The 17,642-nt window shown below is 67.2% G+C and carries 16 protein-coding genes and 2 tRNA genes; 10 read left to right on the plus strand and 8 right to left on the minus strand.

From position 1 onward, the window contains the following. Nucleotides 1-3: 3 nt before the first annotated feature. Both LGY53_RS10635 and LGY53_RS10640 read left to right on the plus strand, forming a co-directional pair. A complete protein-coding gene (locus LGY53_RS10635; protein ID WP_225726487.1) occupies nucleotides 4-1,170 on the plus strand; it encodes a sensor histidine kinase in 1,167 nt (388 codons plus the stop codon). 1 nt (nucleotide 1,171) lies between these two features. Next, nucleotides 1,172-1,825 carry a response regulator transcription factor gene (locus tag LGY53_RS10640; protein WP_225726488.1) on the plus strand — a complete coding sequence of 218 codons (654 nt, stop codon included), beginning with the start codon at nucleotides 1,172-1,174 and terminating at the stop codon, nucleotides 1,823-1,825. A gap of 124 nt (nucleotides 1,826-1,949) precedes the next feature. On the opposite strand, the gene LGY53_RS10645 is transcribed toward LGY53_RS10640, so the two are convergent. Then, complete coding sequence (locus LGY53_RS10645; protein ID WP_255663818.1) at nucleotides 1,950-2,495, minus strand: GGDEF domain-containing protein; 546 nt, start codon at nucleotides 2,493-2,495, stop codon at nucleotides 1,950-1,952. A 386-nt stretch (nucleotides 2,496-2,881) separates the two neighbouring features. On the opposite strand from LGY53_RS10645, the gene LGY53_RS10650 reads away from it, so the two are divergent. Genes LGY53_RS10650 through LGY53_RS44120 form a run of 5 tightly spaced genes read left to right on the plus strand, consistent with a single transcriptional unit; the run spans nucleotide 2,882 to nucleotide 9,603 of the window. After that, nucleotides 2,882-4,213: a cytosine permease gene (locus LGY53_RS10650; RefSeq protein ID WP_225726490.1), complete on the plus strand. Its 1,332-nt coding sequence runs from the start codon at nucleotides 2,882-2,884 to the stop codon at nucleotides 4,211-4,213. Between the two features lie 48 nt (nucleotides 4,214-4,261). Then, on the plus strand, nucleotides 4,262-5,827 hold the full coding sequence (locus tag LGY53_RS10655) for a hydantoinase/oxoprolinase family protein (RefSeq protein ID WP_225726491.1): 1,566 nt from the start codon (nucleotides 4,262-4,264) through the stop codon (nucleotides 5,825-5,827). After that, entirely contained in the window at nucleotides 5,817-6,911 is a 1,095-nt protein-coding gene (locus tag LGY53_RS10660; protein ID WP_225726492.1) for a DUF917 domain-containing protein, read from the plus strand. Before LGY53_RS10655 ends, LGY53_RS10660 begins: the two co-directional genes overlap by 11 nt. Then, nucleotides 6,908-8,035 carry a DUF917 domain-containing protein gene (locus tag LGY53_RS10665; protein ID WP_225726493.1) on the plus strand — a complete coding sequence of 376 codons (1,128 nt, stop codon included), beginning with the start codon at nucleotides 6,908-6,910 and terminating at the stop codon, nucleotides 8,033-8,035. The genes LGY53_RS10660 and LGY53_RS10665 overlap by 4 nt, the downstream gene beginning before the upstream one ends. Further along, nucleotides 8,032-9,603 carry a helix-turn-helix domain-containing protein gene (locus LGY53_RS44120; protein ID WP_225726494.1) on the plus strand — a complete coding sequence of 524 codons (1,572 nt, stop codon included), beginning with the start codon at nucleotides 8,032-8,034 and terminating at the stop codon, nucleotides 9,601-9,603. The genes LGY53_RS10665 and LGY53_RS44120 overlap by 4 nt, the downstream gene beginning before the upstream one ends. Nucleotides 9,604-9,784: 181 nt before the next feature. Here the strand turns inward: LGY53_RS44120 and LGY53_RS10675 are convergent, their stop codons facing one another. Beyond that, a complete protein-coding gene (locus LGY53_RS10675; RefSeq protein WP_225726495.1) occupies nucleotides 9,785-10,648 on the minus strand; it encodes an ABC transporter permease in 864 nt (287 codons plus the stop codon). After that, nucleotides 10,641-11,639 (minus strand): ATP-binding cassette domain-containing protein, encoded by a 999-nt coding sequence (locus LGY53_RS10680; RefSeq protein ID WP_225726496.1) that lies wholly within the window; start codon nucleotides 11,637-11,639, stop codon nucleotides 10,641-10,643. The genes LGY53_RS10675 and LGY53_RS10680 overlap by 8 nt, the downstream gene beginning before the upstream one ends. Nucleotides 11,640-11,771: 132 nt before the next feature. Here LGY53_RS10680 and LGY53_RS10685 point away from each other — a divergent pair, with 132 nt between their 5' ends. Together LGY53_RS10685 and LGY53_RS10690 are read left to right on the plus strand one after the other, a co-directional pair. Beyond that, the gene (locus tag LGY53_RS10685) at nucleotides 11,772-12,518 is read left to right on the plus strand and encodes a TetR/AcrR family transcriptional regulator (protein WP_225726497.1); all 747 of its coding nucleotides are present in this window, start codon (nucleotides 11,772-11,774) and stop codon (nucleotides 12,516-12,518) included. A gap of 262 nt (nucleotides 12,519-12,780) precedes the next feature. Continuing rightward, entirely contained in the window at nucleotides 12,781-14,247 is a 1,467-nt protein-coding gene (locus LGY53_RS10690) for a GMC family oxidoreductase (protein WP_225726498.1), read from the plus strand. Between the two features lie 53 nt (nucleotides 14,248-14,300). On the opposite strand, the gene LGY53_RS10695 is transcribed toward LGY53_RS10690, so the two are convergent. From LGY53_RS10695 to LGY53_RS10705, 3 genes are all read right to left on the minus strand, one after another. Continuing rightward, nucleotides 14,301-14,374 (minus strand) — tRNA-Leu (locus LGY53_RS10695). Between the two features lie 76 nt (nucleotides 14,375-14,450). Then, nucleotides 14,451-14,523, minus strand: a tRNA-Trp gene (locus tag LGY53_RS10700). Nucleotides 14,524-14,838: 315 nt separating this feature from the next. Further along, entirely contained in the window at nucleotides 14,839-15,663 is an 825-nt protein-coding gene (locus LGY53_RS10705) for a bifunctional 2-polyprenyl-6-hydroxyphenol methylase/3-demethylubiquinol 3-O-methyltransferase UbiG (protein ID WP_225726499.1), read from the minus strand. Between the two features lie 104 nt (nucleotides 15,664-15,767). On the opposite strand from LGY53_RS10705, the gene LGY53_RS10710 reads away from it, so the two are divergent. Further along, nucleotides 15,768-16,745, plus strand: coding sequence for a TerC family protein (locus LGY53_RS10710; protein ID WP_225726500.1), 978 nt, complete (start codon nucleotides 15,768-15,770; stop codon nucleotides 16,743-16,745). Here the strand turns inward: LGY53_RS10710 and LGY53_RS10715 are convergent. Next, on the minus strand, nucleotides 16,739-17,278 hold the full coding sequence (locus tag LGY53_RS10715) for a hypothetical protein (protein WP_225726501.1): 540 nt from the start codon (nucleotides 17,276-17,278) through the stop codon (nucleotides 16,739-16,741). The two genes, LGY53_RS10710 and LGY53_RS10715, sit on opposite strands and share 7 nt — an antisense overlap. Nucleotides 17,279-17,357: 79 nt before the next feature. Then, entirely contained in the window at nucleotides 17,358-17,642 is a 285-nt protein-coding gene (locus LGY53_RS10720; protein WP_167476604.1) for a YciI family protein, read from the minus strand.

Genomic DNA, 17,642 nt, shown 5'->3' on the forward strand with positions numbered 1-17,642 from the left:
GGAATGAATCGACGGCCGCAGCCCAACGACCGATTCCGGCTACAGGTACTCCATCGGTGGTACACCGCTCTGTGGGTGCTGTTCGGTCTGATCCCACCGGTGCTCGCCGTGCTGCATCGAGGCCCCGCAACCAAATACGTGACGATGGCGCTGGTGATCGTGCTCGTGGTCGGCTGGGCGATGGCGAGCTCGCGTGATCCGGTGCTGCGTCCTGCCGTCTTCCTCGGTCTGCTCGTTCTGGTGCTCGGCGCGATGTCCTATCTGCTGAAAGGCGGCGCCGCGTTATTCATTGTGTCGTTGCCTCAGTTCTGGATCTACGCATCGAATACGCGGCGTGCGGTCACTTTCACCAGTGCCGCTGCTGCGGCCAGTCTCACCGGTGCCCTCATCCGGCAGGAGTTCTTCACCGGCAATGTCGTTTTCACCGTGCTCGGCTACGCGGGCGGCACCCTGATCGGGCTGTGGCTGCACCGAGTTCTCCAGCACGGTGACGAGCAGGCCCGCCGACTGGGGGCAGAGTTGGCACACACCCAAGCCCAGCTGGCCGAGGCGAACCAGCGTCAGGGCGCCGCGGACGAACGCGAGCGGATCGCCCGCGAAATCCACGACACCCTGGCGCAGGGTTTCGCCTCCATCATCGTGCTGGCACAAGCGGCACGAACTGGTCTCGGCGCCGACCAGGACACGGCCGCCAAACATCTGCTCTCGATCGAGCGCACGGCGCGCGAGAACCTCACCGAGGCGCGCATTCTCGTCAGTGCCGACTCGCACAGCGGCGTTGCTTCGATAGCACTCGCGGATATCCTGCGCCGCACCCTTGACCGATTCAGCGAAGACACCGGGCTCCGCGTCACTGCCGAACTACCGGACCTGAACTGCGATCAGCCGATACGGATTGCCCTGCTGCGTTGCACCCAGGAGTCATTGGCCAACATCCGCAAACACGCCACTGCCAAGACGGTCGGCGTAGTCCTCGCCCGGCACCCGAACGGTATCGAACTCGAAATCACCGATGACGGCCGCGGTTTCGCGCCCGCAGATGCCCGAGGGTTCGGCCTCGACGGCATGCGCAAGCGCCTCGCCGAACTCGGTGGCGAACTCACCGTGACCAGTTCTCTCGGCGACGGCACTCGTGTGCTGGCCACCGTTCCCTCGAATTGCCCGGTGTGACATGACCGAAAATCCACTCCGTATCGTCATCGCCGACGATCACGCGATGCTGCGTGCGGGCGTCGTCGCACTACTCGCCGCAGCGCCGACCATCGAGATCGTCGGTGAGGCGGACAACGGCCGCGCCGCAATCGAACTCGTCGAGCACCTCACCCCCGACGTGGCACTGCTCGATCTGCGGATGCCCGTCCTCGACGGCGTGGCCGCCACCACCGAGATCGTCGCTCGGACCACGACCCGGGTACTGATCCTCACCACCTTCGACACCGATTCCGAGATCGAGCGCGCGGTCGAAGCCGGAGCCATCGGCTACCTGCTCAAAGACACCTCACGCGATCACCTCGTCCAAGCTGTCCACGCTGCCGCCCGCGGCGAGACCGTGCTTGCGCCACGGGTCGCCGAAAAACTGGTTGCTCGCATGCGCAGGCCAACCCCGATTGCGCTGACCGTACGCGAGAAAGAAGTGCTCACGGCGGTAGCCGACGGCCTGTCCAACGCCGAGATCGGCAAACGGCTCGTCATCGCGGAAGCCACGGTGAAGACCCACCTCCTACGAGTGTTCGCCAAGCTGGACGTCAGCGACCGAACCCACGCCGTAGTCGTCGCCCTCGACCGCGGCCTGTTGACACGCGAGGCGCTACGGACCGATTCCTGAGCGGCACTCACCCCGTGATCTCAATGAGTCGGCGCCACACTGGGTTTGCCCTGGCGAGAAGATCAACTAGAAAACCCGCGGCATGCATGTCGTTATGTGCGCGCTCAGCTGTCGGCGAGCAGGATCAGCCGGCGCGCAGGGCGAAAGGGCGGACCGCCCTGTCGAAGGTCCAGTCGCGGCCGCCTCGGATACAGCTCTGGGCGCGGCCGTTGCGTTTCGCCGCCAGCAGCGCCGCGTCCGCGGCCAGCAGCAGGTCCTCGAGTCCGGTGCCGGTGCGGTAGGTGGCCAGCCCGACGGATGCCGAGAGGCCGGTCAGGATGATCTCGCCCTGGCGGGCGCTGAGCGTGGGTAGTCGCGCGGCGTTGAGCTCGAGGTTGAGGCGGCGGGCCACCGCGCGCGCGTCGTCGGCGTCGGTGTCCGGCATCAGCACCAGGAATTCGTCGCCGCCGTAGCGGGCGACCAGGTCGGTGTGCCGGGTGACCGCACGCAGGATGCCCGCGACCTGGCGCAGGGCGTCGTCCCCGGCAAGATGGCCGTGTTCGTCGTTGATGATCTTGAAACGGTCGAGGTCGGCGATGAGCAGGGTGACGGGTTCGCGGCGGGCGACGCCTTCGGTCAGCACCATATCGGCGTGGTGGTGCCAGGCGCCGCGGTCGAGCAGACCGGTCAACCAGTCCCGGCCCAGGTGATCCAGCGGACGACCACAGGTCGGACAGAGTGGAGGGTCGGTGTGGGCACACCGTTCGCGATAATCGGCCTTTGCGTGACGTGCGCGACGACTGCGGAGCAGACCAGTGAACACGTTGTCCCCCTTCCCGATACGTGAAATGCGACCCACCGTTGACTGACCGTAGGTATCTCCAGGGCAACCGTCCATGTGCGGACTGCATAGACGACCGGTATGGATCGAGCGGCTGGCACATTCGGCCACTCGATCCGGGCGTGCTGCATATTTCGGTCAGGCCGGATGTGCAGATCGCACATGGGGTGTTTGTCCGGCTCTCGGTACTATGCGAATCCCATTACGCTACAGCGGAATTCAGAGGGGGAACGTCGATGGCCGCCCGGCTTGGGCACGACGACTACGCGCTGACCCGTGTCCCGCGACGGGCACGCTATCCCTGGCTGTCGGTGGCTACGCAGCGATTCGGCCAGATCTCCGGGCTCAGTCAGTTCTTGCTGGGCGCGACGCTGGGTTTCGGCCTGCCGTTCTGGCAGGCATTTCTGGCGTTCACCCTGGGCGCCGTGCTGCTCGAGCTGGTGGTCATCGGGGTCGGCATTATCGGTCAGCGCGAAGGACTTTCGACATCGGTGCTCAGCCGCTGGACCGGATTCGGCCAGGGCGGCGCGGCGGTGGTCGGGCTGGTCATCGGGCTGAGCGCGGTCGGCTGGTTCGGTGTGCAATCGCAGCTGGCGGGCAGCAGTCTGGAGAAGATTCTCGGGCTGCTGCCGGTGTGGGGCTGGTCGCTGCTGTTCGGCCTGCTGGTCACCGTGATCGTGACCTACGGATTCCGGTGGATGGCCTGGACGGCCTACCTCACCGTGCCCGCCTTCTTCATCCTGGCGACCGTGTCGGTGGTGGTCGAACTGCGCCGCCACGACCTGGGGCACCTGCTGACCGACCCCGCGCCCGGCCCGCATCTGAGCCTGGTGCAGGCCGTCACGCTGGTCGCGGGCCAGTTCATGGTCGGCGCGGTGATCTCCCCGGATATGACCCGCTTCAACCGCACGCCCGCCGACGTGGTCAAGCAGACGATCGTCGGAATCACGCTGGGCGAGTGGGTGATCGGATCGGTGGGTGTGCTGCTCGCCCATGCGCTGCAGAGCAAGAACGTCGTCGTGATCGTCACCTCGTCGGTCGGCTGGGTCGGCGTGCTGGTGATCGTCGCCGCCGCCATCAAGGTCAACGACTGGAACCTCTATGTGTCCTCGCTCGGCGTGACCAATCTCGTCGAGGCGGTATCGGGTCGCCGCGTCGACCGGGCGTGGGTGTCGATCACGCTCGGAATAGCAGGCAGTGTGCTCGGTGCGGCCGGAATCCTTTCGCACTACACCGATTTCCTCAATCTGCTCGCGGTGGCCTTCCCGCCGATACCGGCGATCATGATCGCCGAATACTTCGTTGTGCGCCGCTGGCGATCGCAACTCGCCTCGTCGGACACCACTTTGCCGATGAGCTCGCCCATGTGGGTGCCCGCAACGCTCGTGATCTGGCTGCTGGCTTCACTTTTCGGCAAGTACGTGAAATTCGGCCTGCCCAGCCTCAACGCTCTGGTTGCTGCCTTCGCGCTCTACCTCGTCGCGGACCGGATCGGGCTGCTGCGCGGGTTCGGATCCCGCGATACGGACCCTGCTGCGGTCAAACCGGCTCTGCGGCAGTCGATTTGACTTGGCTATTAACCAGAACGAAGCGCCCGGTTACCGTAGGGTGATCGCATGCGCATTGGCATCGATGTCGGTGGCACGAACACCGATGCGGTCCTCATGGACGGCGCGCGGGTAGTTTCCGCAATCAAGACGCCGACCACCGAGGACGTCACGTCCGGAATCGTCACGGCGCTCGCCGATCTCGCCGCGAGCTCCGGCGTGCACCCCGCGGACGTGCGGGCGGTCATGATCGGCACCACGCATTTCATCAACGCGCTCGTCGAGGCGAACCGGCTCGCGCCCACGGCGGCGCTGCGCCTGGGTCTGCCCGCGACGGCCGCACTGCCGCCCATGGTCGACTGGCCGGAGTCGCTGGTGCGGGCCGTCGCGGGTCGGCCGTACCTGTGCCACGGCGGTTTCGAGTACGACGGTCAGCTGATCTCGGACCTGGACGAGGACGAGATCCGGGCGGCCGCGCACGACATGCTCGACCACGGTGTGCGCAGCGTCGCGATCTCCTCGGTGTTCTCGCCGGTCAGCGCGGAGCACGAAATGCGGGCGGCGCAGATCGTCGCGGCCGAGGCGCCCGAGATGTCGATCAGCCTGTCCCACGAGATCGGCAGGCTCGGCCTGCTGCAGCGGGAGAACGCCACGATCATCAATGCCGCGCTCGGCGAGATGGCCGCGCAGATCGTGGATGGGCTGATCAACGCGGTGCGCGGCGCGGGCATCGGCGCGCCGCTGTACCTCAGCCAGAACGACGGCACGCTGATGGAAATCCATTACGCCAGACAGTATCCCGTCGCGACCTTCGCCTCCGGTCCGACCAATTCGATGCGCGGCGCGGCGTTCCTCTCGGGGCTCGGTGACTGCGTCGTCGTCGATGTCGGCGGCACTACGACCGATGTCGGCGTGCTGCGCCGGGGTTTCCCGCGGGAGGCGGCGACGGAGGTGATCGTCGCCGGTGTCCGCACGAATTTCCGTATGCCGGACGTGATTTCGATCGGGCTCGGCGGCGGCTCGCTGGTGCGCGAATCCGCCTCGGACGGAATCGATGTCGGGCCGGACAGCGTCGGCTATCGGCTCACCGGCCGGGCGATGGTGTTCGGCGGTGATGTCCTCACCGCGACCGATATCGGCGTTGCCGCGGGAATTCTCGATATCGGCGATCGGGGCCGGGTCCGGCAGTTGTCCGACGACTTCGTCAAGCGGGCGCTGGACACGGTCGAGGCGAAGATCAGCCAGGTGATCGACCGGATGCGCACCTCGCGTGAACTGCTGCCGGTGGTTGTCGTGGGCGGCGGTGAATTCCTGGTGCCGGACCAGCTCGGCGGCGTCGGAAGTGTGCACCGCACAGAGCATTTCGCGGTCGCCAACGCGATCGGCGCGGCGATCGCGCAGATCGGCGGTGAAGTGGATCGCATCTACTCGGTGGAGCCCGGACGGCGCGATGCCGTGCTGGACGCCGCCAAACAGGAGGCCGTCGATCGCGCGATCGCCGGTGGCGCCGATCCGGATCACGTCGATATCGTCGACGTGGACGAAGTCCCGATCGCCTACTTGCCCGGAAACGCCACGCGCGTAAGGGTCAAGGCGGTCGGCGACCTGCTGTTGGCGAGCCGCCATGGGGCATGAGCTGCGTGCGGAGGATCTGCCGGACCTCGCCCGGGGCGCCGCGCTACTCGGCACCGGCGGCGGAGGCGATCCCTACCTGGGCTGGATGATGGTGCGGGAGGAGTACCGGCGCGGGCGCACCGTCGAATTGGTCGACCCGGCGGAGATCGCGGGTGACACGCTGGTGATTCCGACCGCGGGCATGGGCGCGCCGACCGTGCGGATCGAGAAGCTGCCGCGCGGCACCGAGGCGGCCGCGGCCCTGCGCGCACTGGAGCGCCACCTCGGCCGACGCGCCGACGCCACCATGCCGATCGAGTCCGGCGGTTCCAATTCGATGGTTCCGCTGCTGGTCGGCGCGCAACTCGGGCTGCCGGTGGTGGACGCGGACGGTATGGGCCGGGCCTTTCCGGAATTGCAGATGGTGACGTTCGCCGTGTACGGAATTCCCGGTTCCCCCATGGCATTCAGCGGTGCGCACGACGAACACGGCATCATCGACACCGGCGTCGATAACCGCAGGCTCGAGCGGCTCGCACGGGCCGTCACGGTGCGGATGGGCGGTACGGCCAATATCGCGCACTATTCGATGAGCGGTGCGCAGGTGCGGCGCACCGCGATCCGCAACACCCTCACCCTGGCCCTGCGGGTCGGCCGCTGCCTGCGCGAGAGCCGCGACCGGCATCGAGATCCGTTGCAGGAGTTGACGGCACTGTTCAAGGAGACCGACTATGGTTATGCCGCACCGATTTTCACCGGTCGCATCATTGATGTGGAGCGCGCGACCGTCGGGGGATTCGCCCGCGGTAAGGCGCTGATCAAGTCGTTCGGCGGTGATTCGGTGCTGGAGTTGACTTTTCAGAACGAGCACCTTCTTGCCCGCATCGATGGCCGGGTGAGAGTTGTTGTGCCGGATCTCATTACGGTGCTCAACGCAGAGACAGCGGAGCCGATCACTACCGAGTCGCTGCGCTTCGGCCAGCGGGTGACGATCTACGCGATCTCCGCACCGCCGATCATGCGTACACCCGCCGCGCTGGCCGTATTCGGCCCGCGCGCATTCGGATTCGAGCTCGACTTCCGATCGGTCGAGGAACTGACGTGATCACCGGCAAGCTCGGTCTCGACGATGTGGACGCATTGCAGCGCGGGGCGAGCCTGCTCGGCTCCGGTGGTGGAGGCGATTCCCACCTGAGCGCGCTGTGGTTGAGCACCGAGCTCGCTTCCGGGGCCGAGGCCAGGTTGATCGGCATCGACGAACTCGAACAGGGCTGGGTCCTCGTGCTGTGCGCATTCGGGTCGACCGCGTCGGTGGCCATCGAAAAGCTGCCCGCCGGAGACGAATTGCGCCGCTGCGTCAGCACCGCTGAGCGGCAACTCGGCGTCGAGGTGGACGCCATCGGCGTGGTCGAGATCGGCGGTAGCAACGCGCTGGTTCCGTTCATCGCCGCCGCGCAAACCGGTAAGCCGGTGGTCGACGGCGATCTGATGGGCCGGGCGTTTTCCCGGCTCGACCAAACCGTATTCACCGCAGCCGAACTCACCGGTGCGTGGGTGAGTGCCGAGGCGCACGGCGCGGCCGTCATCGTCGACGGAGTGGACGCCCGGACCGCTGAGCGGGTTATGCGCGGTGCGCTCACCGGGTTGGGCGGGTGGGCGGTGCTGGCCTATCCGCCGATACCCGCGCAGATATACCGGGATGTCGCGCTGCCGGGCACAGTGGCCGAGGTCATCGGGCTCGGTCGTCGGCACCGGGAAGGCGAGGCCGTGGGCGACGACGGAAATGCGTTGGCGGAGCGGCTCGGCGGCAATTTCCTGGGCCAGGGCACTGTGCTCGAGGTCTACCGTTACGAGGGGCGCGCCTTCGCCAGCGGCAGCGTCGCGGTGCAGACCGTTGACGAGCATGTGCTCACCCGCCCTCTCGGCTCCGCCTCCGATCATCCCCCGGTACTGCGCGTCGAAATGCAGAACGAATACTCGATGGTCCTGCGGGACGGCGAGGTGGTCGTGACCACTCCGGACGTGATCTGCGTGCTCGACGCGCACACGCTGCGCCCGATCCAGACCGGGCAGGTGCGGCGCGGGCACGAGGTGGCGGTGCTGACCCTGCCGGTGCCCGATCGGCTTTGGCAACAAGACATTTTGGCTCGCATCGGACCACGCGCCCACGGCGTCGACGTGGATCCGGTTCGGGCGCAGGTGAGCCCACCCAGGAGGCCTACACGGTGAAGACAACGCCCGGCCCAGTATCGCTGGCGCAACTCGTGGCCCATCCGGAACTCGCAGCCGCGCGCGTTGTCGGCGGCCCCGTCACCGATACCGTGGTGCGCCGGGTGAACGTGCGCGCGGGCGTCGATGCCGCCGGGCTCGGCGTCGGCGACCTGATCGTGGTCACCGGGCTCGGCGATTCGACAGGGTGGCAGGTCGAGGCGGGTATCCGCCGGTGCGCGCTGGCCGGTGTCGCCGGTCTGGTGCTGCCGGGCGGGCCGCACGGTCCGCTCGCCACCAGCGTGCTGCTCGCGGAGCGGCTCGGCCTGCCACTCATCCTGCTGCCCGAGCCGGCCCGTGCGCACGACGTGGCTTTGCGTCTGGCGCAACTGGTTTCGACGCCCGAGGTGGTGCGGGCCGAGCACATACTGCGCTTCCTGCGCCGGATCCACGGGCGGGCCGACGACCTGAGCTCGGTGATCAAGGCCGCATCGGAGGTGCTGCGCGCCCCGGTCAGCGCGCTGAGCCCGGATGGTGAACTCGTGCACGGCGACCATGCGCCCGCGCAGTTCCGGCGCGATCTCACGCTGCCACAGGTCGTCGTGGAGGATGCGATCACCTATGTGCTGCACCCTGTCAGCACCGGTTCGGCGCCGCTGTGGACGACCGCGGCGCTGTCGCGGCCCGCGCAGGCGATGGTCGAGATCGCGCAGGCGGTGCTGGCCACCGCGGAACCGTGGGTGCTGGCGTGGCTGGCCACCCAGCGCCTCGACGCCGAGCGCGATGCCCGCGCCCGCACCACACTGCTGGCCGACCTGCTGCGATTGCGCGAGGACGCGGGCCCGGTACCCAGACACCGTGCCGCGATCCTGGGTTGGCGACTCGACGGCTGGCACACCGGTATCTACCTGCGCCGCCTCAACGAATCCGCGCACGACAACCTCGCCGACCGCGACGAGATGCTGCGCGCGCTCGACGACAACGAAATCAGCGGCCCCCTCGTCGAACAGTCCGACGGCTGGGTCGCCTGGCATACCGCCAAGGACGAACCGTCGCCCCAGACCGTCAACGGACTGCTCACCGCGGTGCGCCGGGCCCTGCTCCGCCTCGGCTCCCGCATCGAGATCGCCGCCGGTATCGGCCGCAGCCACCCCGGCATCGGCGGCCTCGGCCGCACCGTCGACGAGGCCCGCGAGGCCGCCCTCTCCATCGATCCCACCACCCCGGATCTCGTCCAGGACACCGGAACCCGCGTCGCCCACATCGACACCCTCGGCGTCGGCCGCCTGGTCCGCGCCTGGACCCGCTCCCGCCCCGCCCGCGCCCTGGCCAACACCCTGCTCGCCCCCCTCGTCGACCAGGAACTCCTCCTCACCACCCTCGACGTCTACCTGGAACACGAGTCCTCGGTAGTAGCCACCGCCAGCGCCCTCGGCCTGCACCGCAACACCGTCGCCGACCGCATCACCCGCACCCAGCGCCTCCTCGGCGTCAACCTCCGCGACCCCGACGACCGCCTGGCCGTCGAGCTGGCCTGCCGCACTTTGCGTCCCAACGTCCGCAAAACCCAACAACCATCGACCGTTTGAACCTGCCGCGTTTCAGCCGGTCGAACCACAGCGCGTGAGTGCCGCCGACTGCCAGCGCGTGCCGCACAGCCGCCCGGTGTCGGTGCCGGTCCGTCACTCGCCGCTGCCCGGCTATCTGACGCTGTTCGATCGATTCTGCCCGAGACCGCTCCCTTCCACAGTCGTTGGGGCCGTTGCGGATTCAGTGGCTCGTCGCGTTGCGGTAGCGCCAGACGGTGAGTGGGACGAACACCACGAGAAGCACGATCGACCACCCCACGAACGCCGCCACCGGATGGTGTAACGGCCAGGCGGCGTCCGGCGGGATCGGGTCGGGATTTCCGAAGAGTTGGCGGCACGCCGCGGCCGCCGCGCTGATCGGACTCCAGCACGTTGCGGTGCGCAGCCAGCCGGGCAGGCCGCCGATGGGGATGAACGTGTTGGCGACGAACGTCAGCGGAATCAGGATCGCCATGGTGACGCCGGTCGCCGCCTCCGGGGTTCGCACCATCAGCCCGATGAAGGTCGTCATCCAGCTCGAGCCGAAGGAGAACAGCAGGAGTAGTCCGAATGCCGCTGCCGCAGAAGCGAATCCGTTGTGCACCCGCCAACCGACGAGGAAACCGCAGACCGTCATGACGGCCAGGCTCAGCGTCGTGTCGAACAGATCGGCGACCGTGCGGCCGACGACCACCGCCGAGCGGGCGACGGGCAGCGACCGGAACCGGTCGATGATTCCCCGCGCCATATCGACCGCGACGTCGACCGCACTGCCCGCCGCCGCGAAGAAAATGCTCTGCACGAAAATGCCCGGGATGAGGTATTCGCGGTAGTTGCCACTGCCTTCGAGGTGGATGGCACTGCCGAGGACATAGGCGAACAACAGCACCAGCACGATCGGCTGCATCGTGACATCGAGCAGCTTCTCCGGCACGCGGCGGATATGCGATAAATTGCGCCACGTCATGGTGACGGCGTCCGCGATGGTCCATCGGATACGCGCGACGACATCCGCCGGCGGCGCCGCCATATGCGGCATGGTGAATCCGTTCATGGGGTCACTCATCGTGCGACCCCTGTCCGACCGGCTCGCGCTCGTCGACGGTGCGGCCGGTGAGTTGCAGAAAGACCTCGTCCATGGTGGGGCGGCGAAGTCCGATGTCTTCGAGTTCGATATCGGCCGCGTCGAGTTCACGGACCGCCTCCACCAGGGAGGTGGCCCCGTTCGCGACCGGGACGGTGACGCGGCGGGCGTGGCGGTCGACCGCCGGTGCTCCGGAGCCGATCGACACCAGTGCCTGCCGGACCCGTTCCAACCGCGATTCGTCGCGCACCACGACATCGACCCGCACCCCACCGACCTCGGCCTTCAGCTCGGACGGGGTGCCCGCGGCGATCAACCGGCCGGAGTCGATCACCACGATCCGGTCCGCGAGCCGGTCGGCCTCCTCCAGGTACTGCGTGGTGAGTAGCAGGGTCGTTCCGGATTCGACGAGATCGGCGATCACCTCCCACATGCCGTTGCGGCTGCGGGGGTCCAGGCCCGTGGTGGGTTCGTCGAGGAAGAGCACCGCGGGTGCGACGACGAGGCTGGCGGCCAGATCCAGCCGGCGGCGCATCCCGCCCGAGTACGTGCGCACGGGTCGATCGGCCGCATCGGTGAGCCCGAAGCATTCCAATAGTTCCGTGCCGCGCTGCTTGGCCGCCTTCCACGTGAGGTGGTAGAGGCGGCCCACCATCTCCAGGTTGTTGCGGCCGGTCAACAGCTCGTCGACGGCCGCGTGCTGTCCGGCGAGGCCGATCCGGTAGCGCAGTCGTTCGGCCTCGTGGATCACGTCGAATCCGGCGACTCGCGCGGTCCCCGAATCGGGACGCAACAGCGTGGTCAGTATTCGTACCAGCGTGGTCTTGCCGGCTCCGTTCGGTCCGAGCAGTCCGCACACCGTGCCCTGTTCGATCGCGAGGTCGACATCCTTCAGTGCCACGGTCTTTCCGAACCGCTTGGTCAGCCCCTCGGCGAGGATTGCGAGCTCGCTGTCGCGGCTTGTCGGTTGCATAAACGCCCCCTTCTGTTGTCCACCGTCGTTGAGCGCTGTATACGTTGTATACAACAGCGTACGGCTATCAATAACAGATTACGGTGTATACATCGATTACACTGTACGCAGGCCAGTGGGAATGGAGATTCGATGGAAGCGAAGTCCGGGAAGACGGCGGAAGCTCGCCCGCCCGAGCTGATCTGGGACCGGATGATCCAGCAGAACCGGGAGCCGCGGCAGGCGCTCAGCCGCGAGCAGATCGTCCGGGTGGCCCTCGACATCGCCGACAGTGAGGGTCTCCAGGCGGTATCGATGCGCCGGATCGCCGCCAAGCTCGGCACCACCGCGATGTCCCTCTACCGGCACGTGTCGGACAAGGAGGACCTGCTCGATCTGCTGGTGGACGAGGTATACGGCGAAACCGAACTGCCCGAGCGGCCCTCGTCCGACTGGCGGGCCGACCTGCGGCTGTTCGCCCGCCGGACCAGGACGGTGCTGCTGCGCCACACCTGGTTCGCATCCGTGGCCGCGACGCGTCCGCCGTTGGGCCCCAACGCATTACGGCACCTGGAGTTCTCGCTCTCGGTCATCGACGGTCTGGGTCCGGACATCGGCAGACTGGCGGGGGTGCTCGCCGCGATCAACAGTTACGTCATGGGGTTCGTACTCGGTGAGCTGGCCGAGGAGGAGACCCGGCGCCGGGGCGGGTTGAGCGAGGAGCAGTGGCGGGCCACGGTCGGCCCATACGTCGAACGCGTCGTCGCCAGCGGTCGCTACCCGACCTTCAACCGTTTCGTCACCGAAGCCGGCGACCTCAACGGCACGGAAAATTTCGAGTTCGGACTCGACTGCCTGCTGGACGGGATAGCGGCCCGCCTGCACACACCGGGTGCCTGAGGGGTGCGGCGTGCGCGGGATCCGGATCGGCGCGCTGGGTGCGGGCCTACGTCGCGCGGCATCCCGGCCGCCCGGAGTCGGATGTGCATAGACGTTGCGCCGCAATTGATCTCACCTGGAAAGCGCCCCGCCCAACGGAAGTGGGCTCGACCGCTCGATGGGGGGCGCGCCGACCGGATCTGGAGTGAGGGATTCCTTGACGTCAGGTCCGGGTACCCCACTCGACTGATGTACCAACACATCCTCGAGAAAGGAGGCCGTAATGACGCCGGGGTACGACGTGATCATCATCGGCGCCGGTTCGGCGGGCGGAGTGCTGGCCGATCGCCTCTCCGAGAATCTGGACCGCTCGGTGCTGCTGTTGGAGGCGGGCCCGGATTTCGGCTCGACAGCGAGCGAGTTGCCCATCGAGCTCACCGACATCACCGATCTCACCGAAACTCCTTACGACTGGGGGTATCTCAGCGAACCCGACTTATCCGACAGGCGCATCCCGCTCGCCGCGGGGCGGGTGGTGGGCGGTAGTTCGGCGACGAACAACGCGATGGCGTTGCGCGGAAGCCCCTCCGACTACGACTCGTGGGCCGAATTCGGCAATCCCGGTTTCGGTTTCGCCGACGTGCTGCCGTATTTCCGTGCGGTGGAACGCGATCTGGACTTCGCCGACGAGTGGCACGGCGGCAGGGGCGCGGTGACGATCACCCGCCCCGGCCGGGACGAGTGGACGCCGATCCAGCGCGCCTTCGCCGACGCCTGCGTGGCCGCCGGATACCCCGCGATCGACGACCACAACGCCCCGCACGCGCAGGGCGTCGGGCCGATTCCGTTCAACCAGCTCGACGGCGTCCGTCAATCCACCGCGCTGACCTATCTCGCGGCCGCGCGCACGCGATCCAATCTCACCGTCCGCAGCGGTGTCCGAGTGGAGCGAATCCTGCTGGACGGCACCCGCGCCACCGGCGTGCGGTTGGCCGAAGCCGAAGAGTCCCTGTACGCGGACCTGATCGTGCTGGCCGCTGGTGCGTACGGATCGCCGCTGCTGTTGTTGCGCTCGGGCATCGGTCCCGTCGCCGAGCTCGGCGAGTCCGGAATCGAGACGGTCGTCGACCTGCCCGGGGTCGGGCGCAATCTGCAGGATCATCCGCTGCTGCGGTTGCCCTTCACGACCACCCTGGCCGATGCGACGCCGCCCCTGCAGAACCTGCTCACCTGCGCGGTGCACGATCGGGATCCGGAACTGCAGGTCTTTCCCGCTGGACCGGCGACCCTGGACGGAAAGTCGTTGTGTCACATGGTGATCGGGTTGATCGCCCCGCGTTCCCGCGGCACGGTGCGGGTGCGGGCGGGCGGGCCCGCCATCACGCCCTGCCTACTCGATCATCCCGACGACCTGGACCGCATGATGACCGGTGTGCGGCTCGCGCGCGAGATCGCGGCAACCGAGCCGCTGGCGCGGATGCTGACCCCCTGCGCGACGGACGGCGACCTCGAGACCACGGTGCGTGCCGAGACCGCCTCCTACCAGCACCCGGTCGGCACCTGCCGGATGGGCCCGGACGACGACCCGTTCGCCGTGACCGACGCTCGCGGCGCGGTGCGCGGGATCGACGGACTACACGTGGTGGACGCGTCGACCATGCCGGCCATTCCGCGGGCCAACACCAATCTCACGACGCTCATGCTGGCCGAAAAGTTCGCCGCCACATTGGCATACGCAACATCCGGCTGACTACCACAACCAAAACACGCCGCCTGATCGGCGCGTATACCTGACCGGCTCAGTTCCCTCGGCGAGATTCGAACTCGCAACAACCGCATCCTGAGTACGGCGCCTCTGCCAATTGGGCTACGAGGGATGGTGTTTCGATACTTTTGTGTCGAAACATCGGTGGCAGCAATGTATTGCCATTTGATCGCTATTCGGTTTTTTCGCGCGGACGGAGGGACTCGAACCCCCAACTCGCAACTTTGGAGATTGCCGCTCTACCGGTTGAACTACGTCCGCAGGGTATGAAAAAGGGGCCACTCCTTGGCATTTCGCCGCCGGAGTGACCCCATCAGGTCTGCTCGTGATCGAGAACCTAAGGGCCGCTCCGGATGCGGGCGGATTGCCCGACTAGCAGCGCGGAAGCCGACTGGACGCGCGGGTACCAGGCACCATCTAGCGACCGGAGTCGCTGCTGGATCGTGCTGGTCATGATGCTCGCCTTTCGGGGTTTGTCGGACCGGTTGGTTGCCTGGATATAGACGGTAACATCCGGATCTCGCTGTGCGAAACAGATTTACCGGTGTTGTCTGGATATGTCCGCGTTCAGCGCCGTCAAAGTTTGCTGGCCTGCAATGTATAGCTCAGCGGAAGACGTTCCGGCCGGTCGGTGAGATACCATTCTCCGTCGGCCGTTCGCGCCATTTGTCCGGGTATTGCGTCATGCGGGACGCTGCGGTGTTCGGTGAGCCCGGTGACGGTCATTCCGGCGGACAGTACCGCGCCGACGATTTCGCCGAGCCCGTGATTCCACTGGTGCGTGGTGCTCGGGGCGAGTTCGGTATCGGTCTCGACATAGGTGCCGCCCTCGGTGAACACCATCGGTTCCGGAGTTTCGAAGTACGGATAGCCGAGTACCAGCCCGTCGGTACGGGTTTCGTCGATCGCCCAAAGGACCGGATGTCCTTCTCTGATGAACAGCCTGCCGCCCGGGCGCAGCAGTCCCGCCACGGTTCGGGCCCAGCGTTCGATGCTCGGCAGCCAGCACAGCGCGCCGATGCCGGTGTAGACCAGGTCGAATTGTGCCGAGCCGAGCACGGATTCGGCATCGTAGACATTCGCCTCGACGAAATCGACTGCGCTGCCGGTCTTTTCGGCGAGCAGCCGGGCCTGCTGCAGCGAGGCCGGCGAGAAGTCCAGTCCGGTCATGGTGGCGCCGAGGCGGGCCAGTGAGATCGTGTCGGTGCCGATGTGGCACTGCAGGTGTACACCGCGCAGGCCGCGAATATCGCCGAGCAGCGGTTCGTCGAATCGGACGACTCCGCTGCGGAATTCCGGGTCGTCGAGGAAGCGGTCGACGTCGTAATCGCGCGACGCCGCGTGCACCGGGGCGCGCCCATCCCAGTTGGACTTGTTGAGTAGGAGATAGTCGTCCGTCACGCCGGCCACTCTGGCACGGGGTGCGGGCGTCGCGCATGTGAAATTATGGTCGGCAACCATCCCGCAAGCGGCCAGGAACGGACAAATCGGGCATGATTGCCGATATGCAGGTGACCGCACTCGAATGGACGATCACCGTCGTGGTGATCCTCGGACTGTTCGTCTTCGACTTCTTCGCCCACGTCCGCACCCCGCACGAGCCGACATTCCGGGAATCGGCGATGTGGTCGGCGGTGTACATCGGGCTCGCGCTCTGCTTCGGCGGCGTCGTCGCGTGGAAATGGGGCGCCACCTTCGCGGGGGAGTACTACGCGGGCTTCGTCACCGAGAAGGCGCTCTCGGTGGACAACCTGTTCGTCTTCCTGATCATCATGTCCACCTTCGCCGTTCCGCGGATCTACCAGCAGAAGGCGCTGCTGATCGGCATCGTGGTCGCCCTGGTGATGCGCGGGATATTCATCGCCGTCGGCGCGGCCGCGATCAGTGCGTTCAGTTGGGTGTTCTACCTTTTCGGGCTGTTCCTGATCTACACGGCGGTGAAACTGCTCCGGGAGAGCGGGCACGAGGTCGAGCAGGAGGAGAAGCGGGACAGCCGCGTCGTCGCGTTGGCCAAGCGGATATTGCCCACCAGCGACAGCTACGACGGCGACCGGCTGATCACCCGCGTCGACGGCCGCCGCGCGGTGACGCCGCTACTGCTCGCCCTCCTGGCGATCGGCTTCGCCGACCTGTTGTTCGCGCTCGACTCGATCCCGGCGATCTACGGCCTCACCGAACAGCCGTACCTGGTGTTCACCGCGAACGCGTTCGCGCTCATGGGATTGCGGCAGCTGTACTTCCTGATCGGCGGGCTGCTGGAGCGGTTGGTGTACCTGTCCTACGGGCTGGCGGCGATCCTGGCCTTCATCGGTGTGAAGCTGGTACTGCATGCGCTGCACGAGAATTCGCTGCCGTTCGTGAACGGCGGTGCGCCGGTTCGGGTTCCGGAGATCGGTACGCCGGTCTCGCTCGGCGTCATCCTCGGCGTGCTCGTCGTCGCGACGGTGGCCAGTTTGTTGAAGACCCGCGAGCGGGCTCAGTAGACCCGGTTGAAGCCGGGCGCCATATCGAAGCCGCGGCCGTTGGCGTCGTTGCGGCAGCTGACGCCGATGGGTTCGGCGCGGCAGGTGAATCCGTGCACGCTCAGGCTGGATCCGGCGGGCAATACCGGCCCACCGCCTCGATCCGCGGCGTCCTCGGCCGGCGGCCCGACGAACAGCCCTCGGTTAACGCAGAGATAGCTGGCGGATTCGCCGACCGCTAGCGCCGCCGCGACCGGATCGCTGGCCCAGCAGGCGGTCATCTCCGGTGGCGCCGGCGTCGCACCCTGGCAGCCCGCCGAATGCCGGGACTGGTCGACCGCCTCGTCGAGGATGGCGCAGAAGATCTCACCGCTGTGGAAGAAGTAGCCGCCGGAGTTCCTGTAGTGCGCGGGATCGACCGGACCCGGGCCGGTCGGCGCGGTCGCCGCAGGGTAGCCCGCCGCGGCGGGGTGATCCGCCGAACGGCCGGAGCATCCGGTCAACAGCAGGCCCACGGCCGCCGCCGACGCGAGAATCGCTGCGGATCTGCGCACAGCGCCGAGTCTGCTCGCTGACGCGCGCGGGCGGCGGCAACCGAGTCCGGTGTGTCGCTAAATGTTTGCTGACTACTCGTCAGGCGCCGGTCCAGCCGATCGTGGGAACCCACTCGACCACCTGAACATCATCGATCACGTTCGCCTTGGCGAACGGATCCTCGGCGAGCAGCGCGCGCAGCGCCGCCTCGTCCTCGGCCCGGAAGATCAGCAGGGCGCCCGAACCATCCGGGTACGGGCCGCTGGTCAGCAGGCTGCCGGGCTCGACCAGACCGGCGAGCCAGGCCCGATGCTCGGGGCGATGGGCGTCCCGGCCCGGAATCGTCGCGTCGGAGTAGACATAGTGCACGGCGAAAATCGGCAT

This window comes from Nocardia sp. JCM 34519.1 (genome assembly GCF_020361265.1).
Taxonomy (GTDB): Bacteria; Actinomycetota; Actinomycetes; order Mycobacteriales; family Mycobacteriaceae; genus Nocardia; species Nocardia arthritidis_A.

What these genes read in the sequence shown, in the direction of transcription:
- LGY53_RS10635 (WP_225726487.1), top strand. Translation starts at nt 4, where the DNA reads ATGAATCGACGGCCGCAGCCCAACGACCGATTCCGGCTACAGGTACTC.
- LGY53_RS10640 (WP_225726488.1), top strand. Translation starts at nt 1,172, where the DNA reads ATGACCGAAAATCCACTCCGTATCGTCATCGCCGACGATCACGCGATG.
- LGY53_RS10650 (WP_225726490.1), top strand. Translation starts at nt 2,882, where the DNA reads ATGGCCGCCCGGCTTGGGCACGACGACTACGCGCTGACCCGTGTCCCG.
- LGY53_RS10655 (WP_225726491.1), top strand. Translation starts at nt 4,262, where the DNA reads ATGCGCATTGGCATCGATGTCGGTGGCACGAACACCGATGCGGTCCTC.
- LGY53_RS10660 (WP_225726492.1), top strand. Translation starts at nt 5,817, where the DNA reads ATGGGGCATGAGCTGCGTGCGGAGGATCTGCCGGACCTCGCCCGGGGC.
- LGY53_RS10675 (WP_225726495.1), bottom strand. Translation starts at nt 10,648, where the DNA reads ATGAGTGACCCCATGAACGGATTCACCATGCCGCATATGGCGGCGCCG.
- LGY53_RS10680 (WP_225726496.1), bottom strand. Translation starts at nt 11,639, where the DNA reads ATGCAACCGACAAGCCGCGACAGCGAGCTCGCAATCCTCGCCGAGGGG.
- LGY53_RS10685 (WP_225726497.1), top strand. Translation starts at nt 11,772, where the DNA reads ATGGAAGCGAAGTCCGGGAAGACGGCGGAAGCTCGCCCGCCCGAGCTG.
- LGY53_RS10690 (WP_225726498.1), top strand. Translation starts at nt 12,781, where the DNA reads ATGACGCCGGGGTACGACGTGATCATCATCGGCGCCGGTTCGGCGGGC.
- LGY53_RS10710 (WP_225726500.1), top strand. Translation starts at nt 15,768, where the DNA reads ATGCAGGTGACCGCACTCGAATGGACGATCACCGTCGTGGTGATCCTC.
- LGY53_RS10720 (WP_167476604.1), bottom strand. Translation starts at nt 17,642, where the DNA reads ATGCCGATTTTCGCCGTGCACTATGTCTACTCCGACGCGACGATTCCG.